12 protein-coding genes are annotated in these 15316 nt (G+C 73.6%); 9 read left to right on the forward strand and 3 right to left on the reverse strand.

What is annotated here, in order from left to right:
* Positions 1-9: 9 nt before the first annotated feature.
* The 3 genes from Pdca_RS04935 to Pdca_RS04945 all read left to right on the forward strand — a co-directional run bounded on the left by Pdca_RS04935 (position 10) and on the right by Pdca_RS04945 (position 2091).
* Positions 10-696, forward strand: a complete 687-nt coding sequence (locus tag Pdca_RS04935; RefSeq protein ID WP_085914709.1) for a PIG-L deacetylase family protein — start codon at positions 10-12, stop codon at positions 694-696.
* Positions 697-727: 31 nt separating this feature from the next.
* Positions 728-1753, forward strand: coding sequence for an NAD-dependent epimerase/dehydratase family protein (locus tag Pdca_RS04940; protein ID WP_085914708.1), 1026 nt, complete (start codon positions 728-730; stop codon positions 1751-1753).
* Between the two features lie 68 nt (positions 1754-1821).
* Positions 1822-2091, forward strand: a complete 270-nt coding sequence (locus tag Pdca_RS04945; RefSeq protein ID WP_085914707.1) for a DUF2277 domain-containing protein — start codon at positions 1822-1824, stop codon at positions 2089-2091.
* 67 nt (positions 2092-2158) lie between these two features.
* On the opposite strand, the gene Pdca_RS04950 is transcribed toward Pdca_RS04945, so the two are convergent.
* Positions 2159-3040, reverse strand: a complete 882-nt coding sequence (locus Pdca_RS04950) for a phytanoyl-CoA dioxygenase family protein (RefSeq protein ID WP_085914706.1) — start codon at positions 3038-3040, stop codon at positions 2159-2161.
* Between the two features lie 290 nt (positions 3041-3330).
* Between Pdca_RS04950 and mfd the strand changes: the two genes are divergently transcribed.
* The 6 genes from mfd (at position 3331) to Pdca_RS04980 (ending at position 12931) form a co-directional block, all read left to right on the forward strand.
* On the forward strand, positions 3331-6993 hold the full coding sequence (mfd, locus tag Pdca_RS04955; RefSeq protein WP_085914761.1) for a transcription-repair coupling factor: 3663 nt from the start codon (positions 3331-3333) through the stop codon (positions 6991-6993).
* Positions 6994-7203: 210 nt separating this feature from the next.
* Entirely contained in the window at positions 7204-9609 is a 2406-nt protein-coding gene (locus Pdca_RS04960) for an ATP-binding protein (protein ID WP_125911266.1), read from the forward strand.
* A complete protein-coding gene (locus Pdca_RS04965; RefSeq protein ID WP_085914704.1) occupies positions 9585-10235 on the forward strand; it encodes a response regulator in 651 nt (216 codons plus the stop codon). Before Pdca_RS04960 ends, Pdca_RS04965 begins: the two co-directional genes overlap by 25 nt.
* A 54-nt stretch (positions 10236-10289) precedes the next feature.
* Complete coding sequence (locus Pdca_RS04970; protein WP_085914703.1) at positions 10290-11213, forward strand: SurA N-terminal domain-containing protein; 924 nt, start codon at positions 10290-10292, stop codon at positions 11211-11213.
* Positions 11210-12133, forward strand: coding sequence for a nucleoside triphosphate pyrophosphohydrolase (locus tag Pdca_RS04975; RefSeq protein ID WP_085914702.1), 924 nt, complete (start codon positions 11210-11212; stop codon positions 12131-12133). Before Pdca_RS04970 ends, Pdca_RS04975 begins: the two co-directional genes overlap by 4 nt.
* Positions 12134-12178: 45 nt before the next feature.
* The gene (locus Pdca_RS04980; RefSeq protein WP_232021420.1) at positions 12179-12931 is read left to right on the forward strand and encodes a lytic murein transglycosylase; all 753 of its coding nucleotides are present in this window, start codon (positions 12179-12181) and stop codon (positions 12929-12931) included.
* A 4-nt stretch (positions 12932-12935) separates the two neighbouring features.
* On the opposite strand, the gene efeB is transcribed toward Pdca_RS04980, so the two are convergent.
* Complete coding sequence (gene efeB, locus Pdca_RS04985; RefSeq protein WP_085914701.1) at positions 12936-14171, reverse strand: iron uptake transporter deferrochelatase/peroxidase subunit; 1236 nt, start codon at positions 14169-14171, stop codon at positions 12936-12938.
* Positions 14168-15304, reverse strand: a complete 1137-nt coding sequence (gene efeO / locus Pdca_RS04990) for an iron uptake system protein EfeO (RefSeq protein ID WP_085914700.1) — start codon at positions 15302-15304, stop codon at positions 14168-14170. The genes efeB and efeO overlap by 4 nt, the downstream gene beginning before the upstream one ends.
* Between the last annotated feature and the right edge of the window lie 12 nt (positions 15305-15316).

A 15316-nucleotide genomic window follows, 5' to 3' on the forward strand; every position in this document is an offset into this window, starting at 1 on the left:
CGAGAGAACGTGCTGAACCTGCTGCCCGAGCGGCTGGACCGCATCCTGCTGCTGGGAGCGCACTGCGACGACATCGCGATCGGTGCGGGCGGCACGCTCCTCGAGCTGTGCCGCGCCTACCCCGGCGTGCACGTCACCGCGCTGGTCCTGACCGGGGCCGGTTCGCTGCGTGAGGAGGAGGAGCGCTCCGCGCTCGCCGCCTTCACCCCGGGAGCCGAGCTGGAGGTCGTCGTCATGGACCTGCCGGACGGCCGGGTGCCGCTGCACTGGGAGCGGGCCAAGATGGCGCTCGAGGAGCTGCGCACCCGCGGCGAGCCGGATCTGATCCTCGGGCCGTCCCCGCACGACGCCCACCAGGACCACCGGACGCTCGCCCAGATGATCCCGACCGCCTACCGGGACCATCTGACGCTGGGCTACGAGATCCTGAAGTGGGAGGGCGATCTCGCCCAGCCCACCGTCTACCTCCCGCTGGCCGAGCCGGTGCTGACCGAGAAGGTCGCGAAACTGAGCGAGCACTACGGTTCCCAGCAGGACCGTCCCTGGTTCGACGACGAGACCTTCCGCGGGCTCGCCCGGGTGCGCGGCGTGCAGTGCCACGCCCGCTACGCCGAGGCGTTCCACGTGCAGAAGCTCACCCTGTCCGTCGCACCGATCGCCGGATCCGAGCCGTCGCCCGGCTTCGGCGCCGCCTGACCTGCACCACCACACTCTCGAAGGGATCACCATGCGGGTACTGCTCACCGGACATCAGGGCTACCTGGGAACGGTGATGGCACCGCTCCTCGCCGCCGCGGGACACGAGGTCACCGGGCTCGACTCCGGGCTGTTCGCCTCCTGCATCCTGGGTTCGCTGGACACCCCCGACGTCGACGGCTTCGCCACCGACCTGCGGGACGTCACCGCCGACCAGCTCCAGGGCTTCGACGCCGTCGTGCACATGGCCGCGCTGTCGAACGACCCGCTCGGCTCGATGGCACCGGAGATCACCTACGACATCAACCACCACGCGTCCACCCGGCTGGCGACGCTGTCGAAGGAGGCCGGGGTCGGCCGCTTCGTCTACGCGTCGACCTGCTCGGTCTACGGCGCGCAGTCCGGTGACGACCTGGTCGACGAGGACGCCCCGCTGAAGCCGGTCACCCCGTACGCGATCTCCAAGGTCCGGGTGGAAGACGATCTGGCCGAGCTGGCCGACGCCGACTTCGTGCCGGTCTCGATGCGCAACGCGACCGCGTTCGGCTTCTCGCCGCGGCTGCGCGCCGACATCGTCCTGAACAACCTGGTCGGCCGCGCGGTGCTCACCAACGAGGTCACCGTGCTCTCCGACGGCACCCCGTGGCGCCCGCTGGCCCACGCCGAGGACATCGCCGGTGCGGTCGTCGCCGCGCTGGGCGCCCCGGCCGACGTCGTCCGGGCGCGTGCCTACAACGTCGGTTCCGAGAAGAACAACCGGACCGTCGCCGAGATCGCCCAGGCGGTCATCGACGCCGTCCCCGGCTCGACGCTGAACATCACCGGCGAGGCGGGCAACGACCCCCGCTCGTACCGGGTGGACTTCTCCCGTGCCCGCAAGGAGCTCGGCTTCGAGGCCGGCTGGACCATCCCGGCCGGCGCGGAGCAGCTCGCGACCGAGTACCAGGCCCGCGGCCTCACCCAGGACTCGTTCGACAACTCCTTCACCCGCCTCGCGGTGCTGAACGCCCGGCAGAAGGCCGGCGAGCTGGACGGATCGATGCACGTCATCAAGTAGCCGCCGCCCGCTCGTGAGTGGTTATCGTGGTTGCACCGCGACACCACTCACGAGCGCCGGAGGCGCCGATGTGCCGGAACATCCGGACACTGCACAACTTCGAGCCGCCCGCCGACGCCGACGAGGTGCAGGCGGCGGCGTTGCAGTACGTCCGCAAGATCTCGGGTACGGCGAAGCCGTCGCAGGCCAACGCCGAGGCGTTCGACCGGGCGGTGGCGGCGGTGACCGCGGCCACCCGGGAGCTCCTGGACGGCCTGACCACCACCGCGCCGCCGAAGGATCGCGAGATCGAGGCGGCCAAGGCGCGCGCCCGCGCGGAGCTGCGCTACGCCCGCTGACCGGGCATCCGCTGACCGGGCATCTGCGGGGCGGCGGTGCCGCCCGCCGCCCCGCGGCGCCCGTCGGTCAGGAGCCGGACAGGGCGTCGGAGAACTCGTCGGCGTCGAGCGGGGCCAGGTCGGAGACGCGCAGGAAGTCTCCGAGCGTGGTGCCGGTCGCGCCGGAGTCGACGTTGCGCGGGCCGCGACCACGCCGGACGTCATCGAGGTTGATGGTGCGCAGGTCGTAGGAGAACCGGGTGACGTCGGAGGTGTTCGGCGCCGAGGCGTGCAGGTGGTTCGAGGAGAACATGAACACGTCACCGGCCTGGCCGGCGATCCGGATCTCGCCGTGCGACTCGAAGTCCTCCAGCGGCAGCGGGTGCGGACGGGTGTCGGTGGTCTTCTCCCCGGCCGCGGCGGTGCGGTGCTTGCTGACCCATTCGTCGTAGTCGTACTGGTTCGATCCGTTCTTCACCGGCTTGTCGAAATAGTCGGTGTACATGCTCATCACGTTGTCGCCGACGACCGGGAACACCGGCGTCCAGTAGTTCACCAGCTGCTGCGGATGGCCGTACCACATGTCGCGGTGCGCCTTGTAGTTGTAGGAGACCCCGGCGGTCAGGAACTGATCGGCCGGGATGACCCGCAATCGCGGGATGTCGAAGTAGGTGAGCTCCGGGTCGACGCCGAGATCGGTCGCGAACTGCCGGCACAGTTCCTTCGTGCGCTGCCCGTTGGTGAACTCGCGCTTGAGCGGCTCGACCCGCCGGATGAACTCGTCGACGTCCATCTCGTACTGGGCGCGCTCGGGGTCCAGGCCGTCGAAGGCCTGCCCGATCAGGTCCTTGGCATGATCGGCGAGCGCGTCGGCGCCGCCGATGTCGGAGTAGAGGAAGAAGTCGCCGCCGAAAAGGAGCTCGCGGCGCTCGTCGTCGCCGATCCGGCGGTTCAGGTAGACCGTGATCAACGGTGTTCTCCGTCCGTGCGGCATCCGGATTCCCCGGCTGGCGTCATCGGACGTTAGCGCACTCGAACGGGCACGGTTCTACGATGGAAGATAGTAGTGACATGGTGTCGTAATCGTCCGCATTTCCGGTTCCTCCCGGACCGTGCCGGGCTGGTCCGACCCGGTCCGCGGGCCGGGCGTATCGTCAGGTGCCGGCGCCTCCACCCGGATCGCACGAGACCCGGGCAGGGGTCTGTCCTGCGCACCGCCAGCCCACTCCCGATCGAGGAGCCAGCGCCGTCGTGGCCATCCTGTCCGGTCTGCTCACCTCCGCCCTGTCCGACGCCGGCCTGCGGGCCGCCGTCGATGCCGCCCGCGATGCCGACACCCGCACCACCGAGACCCCGGCGGTGAGCGTCGAGGGTCCGGCGGCACTGCGGCCGCTGCTCACCGCGGGCCTGGCCGGGGCGTCGACCGTGCTGGCCGTGACCGCCACCGACCGGGAGGCCGAGGATCTCGCGGCCGCGGTGTCCGACCTGCTCGGGCACGGTGCGGCGCTGGACGCCGCCGCCGACAGCGTCGCCGACAGCGCCGGGGCCCCGGTGGTCGTGCTGCCGTCATGGGAGACGCTGCCGCACGAGAAGCTGTCGCCCCGGCCGGACACCGTCGCCCGCCGGCTGACGATCTTCCACCGGCTGGCGTCGGCCCGGACCGCACCGCGGGTGGTCGTCACCGCGGCACGCAGCCTGATCCAGCCGGTCGCGCCGGGCCTGGGCGGGCTCGCGCCGGTGTCGCTGGCCCCGGGCGAGGAGCACGACTTCGAGCAGCTGCTGGAACGGCTGGTCGAGCTGGCCTACACCCGCGCCGAGATGGTCACCGCCCGCGGCGAGTTCGCCGTCCGGGGTGGCCTGCTCGACGTGTTCCCGCCGACCGCCGAGCATCCGGTGCGCGTCGAGTTCTGGGGTGACGAGGTGTCCGAGCTCCGCGCGTTCTCGGTCGCCGACCAGCGCTCGGTCGGTGACGTGGACCGGGTGGTCGTCCCGGCGTGCCGGGAGCTGCTGCTCACCGGGCCGGTCCGGGCGCGCGCCAGGGCACTGGCCGCCGAGCAGCCCGAGACGGCAGGCCTGAACCGCAACCCGCTCCGCGAGCTGCTGGAGAAGCTCTCCGAGGGCATCCCCGGCGAGGGCATGGAGTCGCTGATCCCGGTGCTCGTCGGCGACCCCGGCGACCCCGGCGAGCCCGGCGATCTGCACGGCGAGATGCAGCAGCTGACCGACCTGTTCCCGGCCGACACCCGGGTGCTGCTCGCGGACCCGGAGCGGATCCGCACCCGGTGCGCCGATCTGGTGCGCACCGGGCAGGAGTTCCTGGAGGCGTCCTGGCTGGCCACCGGTGCCGGCGGGGAGGCGCCGATCGACGTCTCCGGCTCGGCGTACCGGGACCTCACCGTCACCCTCACGCACGCGACCGCCACCGGGCGGCCAGTGATCGCGCTGTCGCCGCTGATCTCCGGCTCGGACGAGGCGATCGTGCCCGGCGTGCACGAGATCGAGCCCTACCGCGGTGACATCGAGCGGGCGCTGACCGACCTGCGCGCGCACGTCGCCACCGGTGGTGCCGCGGTGCTGGTGCTGGCCGGGCAGGGCACCGCGGACCGCTCGATGGAGCAGCTGCGCGAAGCCGAGGTGCCCGCCACGACGGTGCCGTCGCTGACCGACGTGCCGGAGAAGGGCGTCGTCACCGTCACCTGCGGCCGGGTGCTGAACGGCTTCACCGCCACCGAGATCGGGCTCGTGCTGGTGTCCGAGGCCGATCTCACCGGCAGTCGCGCCGGGCTGGACGCGGCGCCCCGCAAGACCACCCCGCGCCGGCGCAATGCGGTCGATCTCGCGGCGCTGCAGACCGGCGACTACGTGGTGCACAACCAGCACGGCATCGGGCGCTTCGTGGAGATGAAGGAGCGGACCGTCCAGGGCGCCACCCGGGAGTACCTGGTGCTGGAGTACGCGTCGTCCAAGCGCGGCCAGCCCGCGGACCGGCTGTTCGTGCCCACCGACGCGCTCGACGAGATCAGCCGCTACGTCGGCGGTGAGCAGCCGGCGGTCAACAAGCTGGGTGGCGGCGACTGGGCGAAGACCAAGGGGCGCGCGCGCAAGGCGGTCAAGGACATCGCGGCCGGGCTGGTGCAGCTCTACGCCGCCCGTCAGGCGTCCCCGGGGCACGCCTTCGGTGCCGACACCCCGTGGCAGCGGGAGCTGGAGGACGCGTTCCCCTACACCGAGACGCCCGACCAGCTGACCGCGATCGACGAGGTCAAGCGGGACATGGAGCGCCCGGTGCCGATGGACCGGGTGATCTCCGGTGACGTCGGGTTCGGCAAGACCGAGATCGCGGTCCGGGCGGCGTTCAAGGCGGTGCAGGACGGCAAGCAGGTCGCCGTGCTGGTGCCGACCACGCTGCTGGCGACCCAGCACCTGTCGACGTTCGCCGAGCGGATGCGCGCCTTCCCGGTGACGGTGCGCGGACTGTCCCGGTTCACCGACGCGGCGGAGGGCACGGAGACGATCGCGAAGCTCGCCGAGGGCGAGGTCGACATCGTCGTCGGCACCCACCGCTTGCTGCAGACCGGGATCCACTACAAGGACCTCGGCCTGGTGATCGTCGACGAGGAGCAGCGCTTCGGTGTCGAGCACAAGGAGCACATCACCGCGCTGCGGGCGCACGTCGACGTGCTCACGCTGTCCGCGACGCCGATCCCGCGGACCCTGGAGATGAGCCTCGCCGGCATCCGCGAGATGTCCGCGATCGTGACCCCGCCCGAGGACCGGCACCCCACCCTGACCTACGTCGGCGCCTACGACGACAAGCAGGTCACCGCCGCGATCCGCCGCGAGCTGCTGCGCGACGGCCAGGTGTTCTTCGTGCACAACCGGGTCTCCTCGATCGACCGGGCCGCGAAGCACGTGCAGGACCTGGTGCCCGAGGCCCGGATCGCGGTGGCGCACGGCCAGATGAACGAGGACCTGCTCGAGCGCACCGTCAGCGCGTTCTGGCATCGCGAGTCCGACGTGCTGGTGTGCACCACGATCGTGGAGAACGGGCTCGACATCTCCAACGCCAACACGTTGATCGTCGAGCGCTCCGACACCCTCGGGCTCTCCCAGCTGCACCAGCTGCGCGGCCGGGTGGGCCGCGGCCGGGAGCGCGGCTACGCCTACTTCCTGTTCCCGCCCGAGCACCCGCTCACCGAGACCGCGCACGACCGGCTGGCGACGATCGCCCAGCACTCCGAGCTGGGCTCGGGCGCTGCCGTGGCGATGAAGGACCTGGAGATCCGGGGCGCCGGGAACATCCTCGGCGCCGAGCAGAGCGGGCACATCGCGGGCGTCGGTTTCGATCTCTACATCCGGCTGGTCGGCGAGGCGGTGGCGGCGTTCCGCAAGCAGGCGGGCGGCGAGGCCGGGGAGATCGAGGAGGAGCTGCCCGAGGTCCGGGTCGATCTCCCGGTCGACGCGCACGTGCCGCACGACTACGTCGACGGCGAGCGGCTCCGGCTGGAGGTCTACCGCAAGATCGCCGAGGCGCCCGACGACGCGGCGCTGGGCGCGATCGTGGAGGAGCTGACCGACCGCTACGGCGAGCCGCCGACCCCGGTGCACAACCTGCTCGAGGTGGCCCGGTTCCGGCAGCTCTGCCGGCGGCTCGGGATCCGCGAGGTCGCCTCCGCCGGGACGCAGCTGCGGATCGGCCCGATGCAGCTCCCGGACTCGGCGCAGCTGCGGCTGCGGCGGCTCTACCCGAAGGCGCAGTACAAGGCGGCCGCGCAGGTCGTCACGGTGCCGAAGCCGGTGCAGGGCGGGCGGATCGGTGGTGCGCCGGTGCGCGACGTGGAGCTGCTGGCCTGGTGTGCCGAGCTGCTGGCGCAGATCGTGCCGTCGTCCACCCCGGTGTACACGGCGGGGCCCGCCCGCTGAGCCGGACAGCCGGGCCCGCCGGATGAACGGCGGGTCCGCGGCGGCGCAGGCACCGGCACGGTGTCCCGGCAGGCGGCCGCGGTGCGGTCCGTCGGGCCGGCCGGCGTGCAGATGCGGGTACCGGTAGCGGGGTCCGCCGCGGAGAGACCTTCCGCACGTCGGCGGAGGGCGGGCTAACGGGACGGACGCCGATGCGACACCCTCTCCGTGATGATCCGGACACTGCCGGTCGGGGACGCCGGGACCACGCGGTTCCTGGACCGCCGCGGCCGCCGGTACGCGGCGTCCGCGCGGGCCGTCGTCGGGATCCTCTCGGTGGGCCTCGCGCCGTTCGCCGGGCCACCCGCCGGGCCGTGGCTCTGCGCCGCGGTCGCGGTCGCCTTCGCCGGGTGGAACCTCGTCCACCTGCACTGGGCGCGCACCGCGCGCCCGGCCGGTGCCGGCCGGATCGATCCGCTGGTGGTCGCGGCACTGGGCCTGGCGCAGCCGTGGCTGGTCGATCCGGAACTCGTCGTGCTGCAGCTCAGCTGGGTGTCGGTGGTGGTGTCCTTCACCGCGATCACGGTGCAGTGGTACCGGCCCCCACTCGCCGGTGCGGTGATCGCGGTACTGCTCACCGCCGCCTACCTGGGCGGCTGCCTGCTCTCCGGGATCGGCCTCGCGGAGGCGCTGCTGGCCGGGGGCGGCGCCTGGATGCCGGTCGGCGCGTTGCTGTCCCGGCTGCTCCGGGTCCTGGTCGCCCGGGCCGGCCGGGACGCCGACGCGCTGCTGGCCGATCGCTTCGCCCGGGAGCGCATCGCGGCGACCGAGTCGGCCCGGCGGACCGAGCAGCGCCGGCACTGGGCCGCCGTGCACGACACCGCCGCCGGGACCCTGCTGATGGTCGGGCTGGGCGAGGTGAGTGGCCGGGAGCCGTGGCTGCCGGGCCAGCTCGACCGGGACATCGCGACCCTGGAGGACCCGTCCGGCGGGCCCGCGCCGTCGCTGGCCCGCACCGTGGCCCGGTCCCGGGTGCGGGTGCATCCCGAGCCGGCGCCGTCCTATCCGGAACTGCCGGCGCACGCGCTCACCGCGCTGGACGGCGCCGTCGGCGAGGTGCTGGAGAACGTCCGGCGGCACGCCGGGACCGGCGCCGCCCGGCTCCGGCTGCACCCGCGCGACGGCGGCGTCCGGATCGAGATCACCGACGACGGCGGCGGGTTCGATCCGGCGGCAGTGCCGCGCGGACGCATCGGGTTGCGGGCGTCGGTGGCCGGACGGATGGCGGGCGCGGGGGGCCGGGCGACGGTGCTGTCCGCGCCCGGCCGCGGCACCACGGTGCTGCTCGACTGGCCGGACCCGGACCCGGACCCGACCACAGCCACAGCCACAGCCACAGCCACAGCTACAGACACAGGTCCGGCCGCAGTCACGGCCACAGGTCCGGTCGCAGCCGCAGACCCGGCCGCAGCAGCAGTCAGAGACCCAGCCGCAGCCCGGACCGTCGTGCCCGGCCGCACCCCGGATCCGGAGACACCGGCGCCACGGTTGCTGCGCGGGTTGCGGCTCGCGCAGTCGCTGGTCGTGCTGATCGTGATCGGGGTGTTCTGCCTGGGGAACCTGCTCGCGACGGTGGAGCTGTACCCGGTGCCGTGGACGGCCTGGATCTGGTTCGCCGGCATCGCCGCGGTCGCGCTCGCCGACCTGGCCCTGGTGCGGGCGGACCGCTTCTGGGGCGCGGCCCGGCTGCCCGCCGCGGCGTTCGTGCTGCTCATGTCGTTCGGGGCGACGCTGTCGCTGCCCGCCGATGAGCTCGTCCGGCCCGCGCACTGGACGCTCGGGGTGACCGGCTTCCTCGGGGTGCTGCTGTTCTGCGACCGGCCACTGCGCCGGACCGTCGGGTTCATCGCGGTGCACGTCGCCCTGATGGCGGGTGTGCTCGTGGTCCGGGGCCGCGCCGACCCGGCCACCCTGGTCGAGTTCGGCATCGTCGTGGTCGGGGTGGAGGGACTGCACCTGGCGGTCGCGCTCGGGGCGGTGGCGCTGCGCACGGTCGCGACCGAGGCGACCGCTGCGGCGGCAGCGCGGGCGGACGTCGTCACCGGGGAGGAGGTCGCGCAGCGGGTACACGGCGACCGGGAGCAGCGCTACGCGGCGCTGCGGGCCGGTGTGCTGCCGCTGCTGCGCGCCCTGCGGGACGGCTCGGAATCCCCCGCCGATCCGGACGTGCGGCACCGGGCCGCGATCGAGTCCGCCCGGCTGCGACGGCTGTTCGCCGGTGCCGACGACGGTGGCGGTGCGCTCGTCGGTGAGCTGGCGGCGCTCGTCGAGTCGGCGGAGCGCCGCGGCCTGGTCGTGCGGTTCGCCGTCGCGGCGCCCGCGTCCGAGCCGCCGGCCCCGGTTCGCCGGGTGCTGATCGGGCACGCGGACGCGATGCTGCTCGCCGCGACCGGCACCGCCCGGGTGGCCCTGCACGACGACGACGGGGAGATCGTCCTGTCGGTGCTCGCCGAACTCGGCCCCGGACACACACCGTGGACCGCACCCGGTGACGCGGCCGGAGTGCGTACCGCGATCCTGGAGCACGAAGGACGTACCTGGTTGGAGGTCCGATGGCAGCAGCGGTCACCGCGGTGATCGTCGACGACCATCCGGCGATCGTGGAAGGGGTCCGCGGCTGGTGCGCCGCGGCCGATCCGCCGATCACCGTGCTGGCGGCCGGGCACCGGCCGGAGCTCGCCCGGGACGGCCCGGGCGCCGGCGCCGACGTCGTGGTCCTGGATCTGTTCCTGGGCGGCCCGGCGCCGGGCTTCGCGGTGCTGCGCGATCTGGTCGAGACCGGCCGCAGGGTCGTCGTCTACTCCCAGGACGAGACGCCGGAGACCGTGCTGGGCTGTGTCGATCTCGGTGCGTCGAGCTATCTGGCGAAGTCCGAGGGGGCCGGGCACCTGGTCGCGGCGGTGCACGCGGCGGCCCGCGACGAGTCCTACACCGGGCCGATGCTGGGTGGTGTGCTCGCCGGTGACCGCCGTCCGGAGCGTCCGGTGCTGTCGGCCCGGGAGCGGCAGGTGCTGCTGGCCTGGTTCGAGTCGGAGTCGAAGACCCTTGTCGCGCACCGGCTGCATCTGTCGGTGACGACCGTCGACACCTACATCGCGCGGGTCCGCACCAAGTACGCCGACGCCGGGCGCCCCGCGCCGTCGAAGGCGGCGCTGGTGGCACGGGCCCTGCAGGACGGGCTGGTGGAGCTGAGCGAGCTGTGACCGGCGTCGCGAGCCGCCGGAGACCGCCACCACATCGCGTGAGAGGCTGATCCGGTGCGCACACGGACGGGCAGGTTCACGGCGGCCCTGGTGATCGTCTCGGCGCTGGTCGCGGGCTGCGGTGCCGGTCCGAACCGGGCCGATTCGGCCGCGATCGTCGGCGAGACGTCGATCCCGCTGGACGGGACCCAGCAGTCGATCAGCCAGGTGCTCGTTCGGCCGGGGCTGGTGGAGGGGCTGGCGGCGCAGGGCGGATCGGAGGCCGACATCGGCCGCGCCGTGGTGTCCCAGCTGGTCATCCGGGATCTGCTCGCCCGGGCCGCGCAGGAGCAGGGGATCACCGTCACCGATCAGCAGGTCGACGCCGCGATCGCCCAGGCGGGCGGCCCGGAGGCGGTGACCGCGAGCTCACTCTCGGTGGGTGGCGCGCAGGCCGCGATCCGCGACCAGCTGACCCTCACCGAACTGGCCCGCCGGGATCTCGACCGGCTGTCGGCCACCGCCGACGTGGCCGTCGCGGAGTCCCGCGAGCAGGCGATCGACCTGGCCCGTGAGGTCGCGGCCGGCGGGGAGCGCGCGGAGCAGGCGCTGGCCGGGGCCGGTACCACCCAGCGTGACCTGGCGATCCGCCCGGCGGAGACGCCGCAGGCCGCGCTGACGCCGCTGATCGGTATCCCGGCGGGCTGGGTCGCCGCGTTCCCGCTGGGCACCGGCGAGGGCTGGGCGGTGGTCCGGGTGACCGACCGCACCCTCGACGCCGAGGCTCCGCCGGAGGGCGGCGCCGCGGAGCGGCTCGACCCGCAGACGCTGTCCAGGGTGGGGATCCGGCTGCTCACGCCGACCGCGCTGCGCGCCGGGGTGGAGCTGAACCCGCGCTACGGCACCTGGGACCCGATCGAGATGCTCGCCGTGCCGGGCACGGACGAGGCGTCGATGCTGCTGCCGGTCGGCTCCGGATCCGGTGCGCTGACGCCGTGACCGCGACGGTCGTCGTCTGCCCGCGCCGCGGGGACGCGCTTCCCGCCGCTGCGCTGCCGGCGCTGCGCGGCGCCACGACGGTGCTCGCCGCCCCCGGGCTGGAGGCCGGTGCGGCCGCCGGCGCACAGGAGTGGGACGGCACCGATCCGGCGTCGCTGCCGGTGGGCACCGTGCTGCTGCTCCCGGCCGGGCACCCGGCCGCCGGTACGGGTGCCGTCGCCCCGCCGGTCGGGCACGCCGTGCTCGACGCGATCGCGGTGATGGACCGGCTCCGCTCACCGGGCGGCTGCCCGTGGGACGCCGAGCAGACCCACCGCTCGCTGCTGCGCTACCTGGTGGAGGAGTGCTACGAGCTCTACCAGTCGATCGAGGACGGCGACCGCACCGAGCTGCGCGAGGAGCTCGGCGACGTGCTGTTGCAGGTGCTGTTCCACGCGAGGGTCGCCGCCGAGCACCCGGACGGCCCGTTCGACATCGACCGGGTCGCGACCGGGCTGGTCGACAAGCTCGTCGGGCGGCATCCGCACGTGTTCGGCACCGGTGAGCGGGTCGCGACCGCGCAGGACCAGGACCGTCGCTGGGACGAGCTGAAGCGCGCCGAGAAGCAGCGTGAGTCCAGTGTGGACGGCGTCGCCACGGCGCAGCCCGCGGTGGCGCTGGCCGCGAAGCTCACGTCGCGGACGGCCAGGGCCGGGCTGCCGGCGGACCTGCTGCCCGGCGGTGACGACCCGGGCGAGCGGCTGTTCCGGCTGGCCGCGACGACCCAGCTCGGCGGCGGCGACCCGGAGGACGCGCTGCGCGGCGTCGCCCGCGCGTTCGAGGCCAGGGTCCGGGCGGCGGAGAAGGCCGCCGCCGCCGACGGCCGGGACCCGCACGCGCTGACCGCCGAGCAGTGGCGCCGGTACTGGCAGACCCCCTGAGTCGGATCACCCGGCCGGGTGGCTCCGGTGGGTACGGTGGGCGGAGTGCGAACCCGATCTCTGGCGGCGGTCGTCGGCGGGATCCTGGCCTTCCTGATGATCGTCGTGCTGGTCGTGCTCGGCGCTCTGATCACCGGCCTGGACCGCAGCGGCCCGCCGCGGACACCGGTGGACCGGGACAGCCCGCCACCGGCCGCCGCATCGTTGCCGGACGGCACCGACCCGGTCGCCTGGGCCGGTGCGACGGCGCCGGATGCGGACATCCCCGAGCGTGCGCTGCAGGCCTACGCGAACGCGGAGCTGCGCCAGCGTGAGCGCACCCCGGAGTGCCGGATCGGCTGGGCCACGCTGGCCGGGATCGGCCGGATCGAGTCCCGGCACGGCACGCTGGGCGGCGCGCAGGTGCGATCCGACGGGCGGGTGGAGCCACCGGTGATCGGGATCCCGCTGGACGGCACCAACGGCACCCGGCTGGTCGAGGACACCGACGGCGGCCGGCTCGACGGCGACCCGGACCTGGATCGTGCGGTCGGGCCGATGCAGTTCCTGCCCGAGACCTGGCAGCGGTACGGCGCCGACGGCGACGGCGACGGCGACGGTGTCGCCGATCCGCACCAGATCGACGACGCCGCGCTCGCCGCGGCCGGCTACCTGTGCAGCCGGGACCGGGACGTGACCGACGCGCAGGACTGGTGGGACGGTGTGCTCGCCTACAACGCCTCCGGCCGGTACGCCCGCGACGTGTGGTCGGCCGCCGCGGACTACGCCGCCCGCACCGCGCCCACCACCGCCGGCTGACCGGTCACCGGCCGAGCAGGCCCGCGCCCCAGAATTCGTCGGGGCCGGTCAGGCCGGGCGGCACCGCGAACAGCGCAGAACCGGTGTGCTCCAGGTACTCCGACATCGCGTCGTGACGGGCGAGTGCGCGCTGCATCGGCACGAACTGGCGCTGCGGATCCCGGACGAACGCGACGAAGAACAGTCCCGCGTCGAGATGCCCGCGGCCGTCCGAGCCGTCGACGAAGTTGTAGCCGCGGCGCAGCATCCGCACTCCGCCGTTCGCCTCGGCCGAGGCGAGCCGGATGTGCGCGTCGGCCGGGATGACCGGCCCGCCCGGTCCGATCGCGGCCAGGTCGGCGGGATCGAACTCGGCGGTCCCGGTCAGCGGGGCGCCCTCGCCCTTGTCCCGCCCGACGATGAGCTGCTGCTCGTCGAGCGAGGACCGGTCCCAGGTCTCGATGTGCATCCGGATCCGCCGGGCGACGAGGTAGGAGCCGCCGCGCAGCCAGTCCGGGCCCTCGTCACCGACCCACACGTGTTCGTCGAGCAGCTCCGGTTCCTCGGCCTTGAGGTTGTTGGTGCCGTCCTTGAACCCGAACAGGTTGCGCGGGGTGGCCTGGCCGGTCGAGGTCGACGACGTACGCCCGAACCCGAGCTGCGACCAGCGGACCTCGGTCACCCCGAAGCCGTCCCGCACCAGGTTCCGTACCGCGTGCACGGCGACCTGCGGGTCGTCCGCGCAGGCCTGCAGGCACAGGTCGCCGCCGGAACGCGCCGGATCGAGCCGGTCACCCTGGAAGCGCGGCAGGTCGGCCAGCGGGGCGGGCCGCCGGTCGTCGAGTCCGAGCCGGGTGAACAGCGACGGGCCCACCCCGAACGTCAGGCTGAGCGACGCCGCAGGCAATCCGAGCGCCTCACCGGTGTCGGCCGGGGCGGCGTTGGCGTTGGCCGGGATCGCGCCGCCCTCGGCGGTCTCCCGGCCGGACGTCATCCGCTCGGCGGCGATCGTCCAGCGTTGCAGCAGATCCCGGACCGCGCCCCGGTCGGTGCTGGTCAGGTCCAGCGCCACGAAGTGCAGCCGGTCCTGGGCCGGGGTGACGATCCCGGCCTGGTGCGGGCCGCGGAACTCCACCGTGGCCGACGGGCCGGGGGAGGTTGCCGCGTCCAGCCCGTACCCGGCGGCGACGCCGGCGCCCGCCAGCGCCGCACCGGCACCGGCCAGCCCGAACAGTCCCCGCCGGGAGACCCGGGGGGTCATGCGGTGACGGTCCCCGCGACCTTGCTGACCGGCTCGGACAGCGCGTCGATCGCGGCGGTCATCTTCTTCACGTCGTCCGGCGTGAGCTGGGTGTAGAGCACGTAGCCGTCGCCGTCGCGGTAGCCCTGCAGCAGCTGGTCGACGGCCTGGAACCGCTCGTCCAGCTGCGGGCCCAGCGCCGGGTCCTTCCGGTCGATCACCGGACGGAGCGCGGCGACCGCGGCCTGCGATCCCTCCACATTGGCCTGGAAGTCCCACAGGTCGGTGTGCGAGTAGCGGTCCTCCTCGCCGGTGATCTTGCCGGTGGCGACCTCGTCGAGCAGCTCCTTGGCCCCGTTGGCCAGCTGTACCGGGGTGAGCTCGACGGTCTTCGTGCGGGCGGCGAGATCGTTGATGTCGGTCATCAGCTGGTCCGCGACCGCGGGCGAGTCCGGCTGCAGACCGGTCACCCAGAGGTCCTTCTCCAGCCGGTGGTAGCCGGTGAATCCGACGCCGGGATCGCGCTCGTCGTCCTCCCGGCCGTCGATCTTCGGGTCGATGTCACCGAACGACTCGGCGACCGGCTCGATCCGCTCCCAGTAGGTCCGGGAGACCGGGAACAGTGCCTTGGCCCGCTCGACGTCACCGGCCTTGACCGCGTCCACGAACTCACCCGTCTTCGGCACCAGGGCCTCGACCTGCGAGGACACGTAGCGGGTGTAGCCGGCGGTGGCGGCGGCCAGCTCGGCGTCGGTGTCGGTGGCGCGTTGTGCGTTCCCGGTGACGGTGAACGGGGCGCGGATCCCGTCGCCGGACATCCCCGGCTTGCAGGCGGTGGTGTAGCCGCCGCCGTCCGGGACCTCGACGATCAGGTCGCGGGACAGCCCCGGACCGATGTTCTCGACCTCGCCCATGATCCGGTCGCCGACGCCGTAGAGGTAGAACTCGGTGACCTTCGAGCCGGTGTTGGTGATCGCGAAGGTGATGTTCCCGGCCGGCGCGGTACCGGCGGAGACCTCGCAGGCGGTGTCGGTGGCGTTCACCGTGATCGGCCCGGCGGAATCCGCGGGTGGGGCGGTCGAGGTGCAGCCGGCCAGCACGGCGGCTGCGGCGAGGGATGCGAGGCCGGCGGCCGTGCGTGGGGCGGTGGACATGGTTCTCCCGGA

Origin of the sequence: Pseudonocardia autotrophica (assembly GCF_003945385.1) — a bacterium.
Taxonomy (GTDB): Bacteria; Actinomycetota; Actinomycetes; order Mycobacteriales; family Pseudonocardiaceae; genus Pseudonocardia; species Pseudonocardia autotrophica.

Coding starts and splice junctions, on each gene's coding strand:
- efeB (WP_085914701.1), bottom strand. CDS start 14,171: ATGACCCCCCGGGTCTCCCGGCGGGGACTGTTCGGGCTGGCCGGTGCC.
- Pdca_RS04945 (WP_085914707.1), top strand. CDS start 1,822: ATGTGCCGGAACATCCGGACACTGCACAACTTCGAGCCGCCCGCCGAC.
- Pdca_RS04940 (WP_085914708.1), top strand. CDS start 728: ATGCGGGTACTGCTCACCGGACATCAGGGCTACCTGGGAACGGTGATG.
- Pdca_RS04965 (WP_085914704.1), top strand. CDS start 9,585: ATGGCAGCAGCGGTCACCGCGGTGATCGTCGACGACCATCCGGCGATC.
- efeO (WP_085914700.1), bottom strand. CDS start 15,304: ATGTCCACCGCCCCACGCACGGCCGCCGGCCTCGCATCCCTCGCCGCA.
- Pdca_RS04960 (WP_125911266.1), top strand. CDS start 7,204: ATGATCCGGACACTGCCGGTCGGGGACGCCGGGACCACGCGGTTCCTG.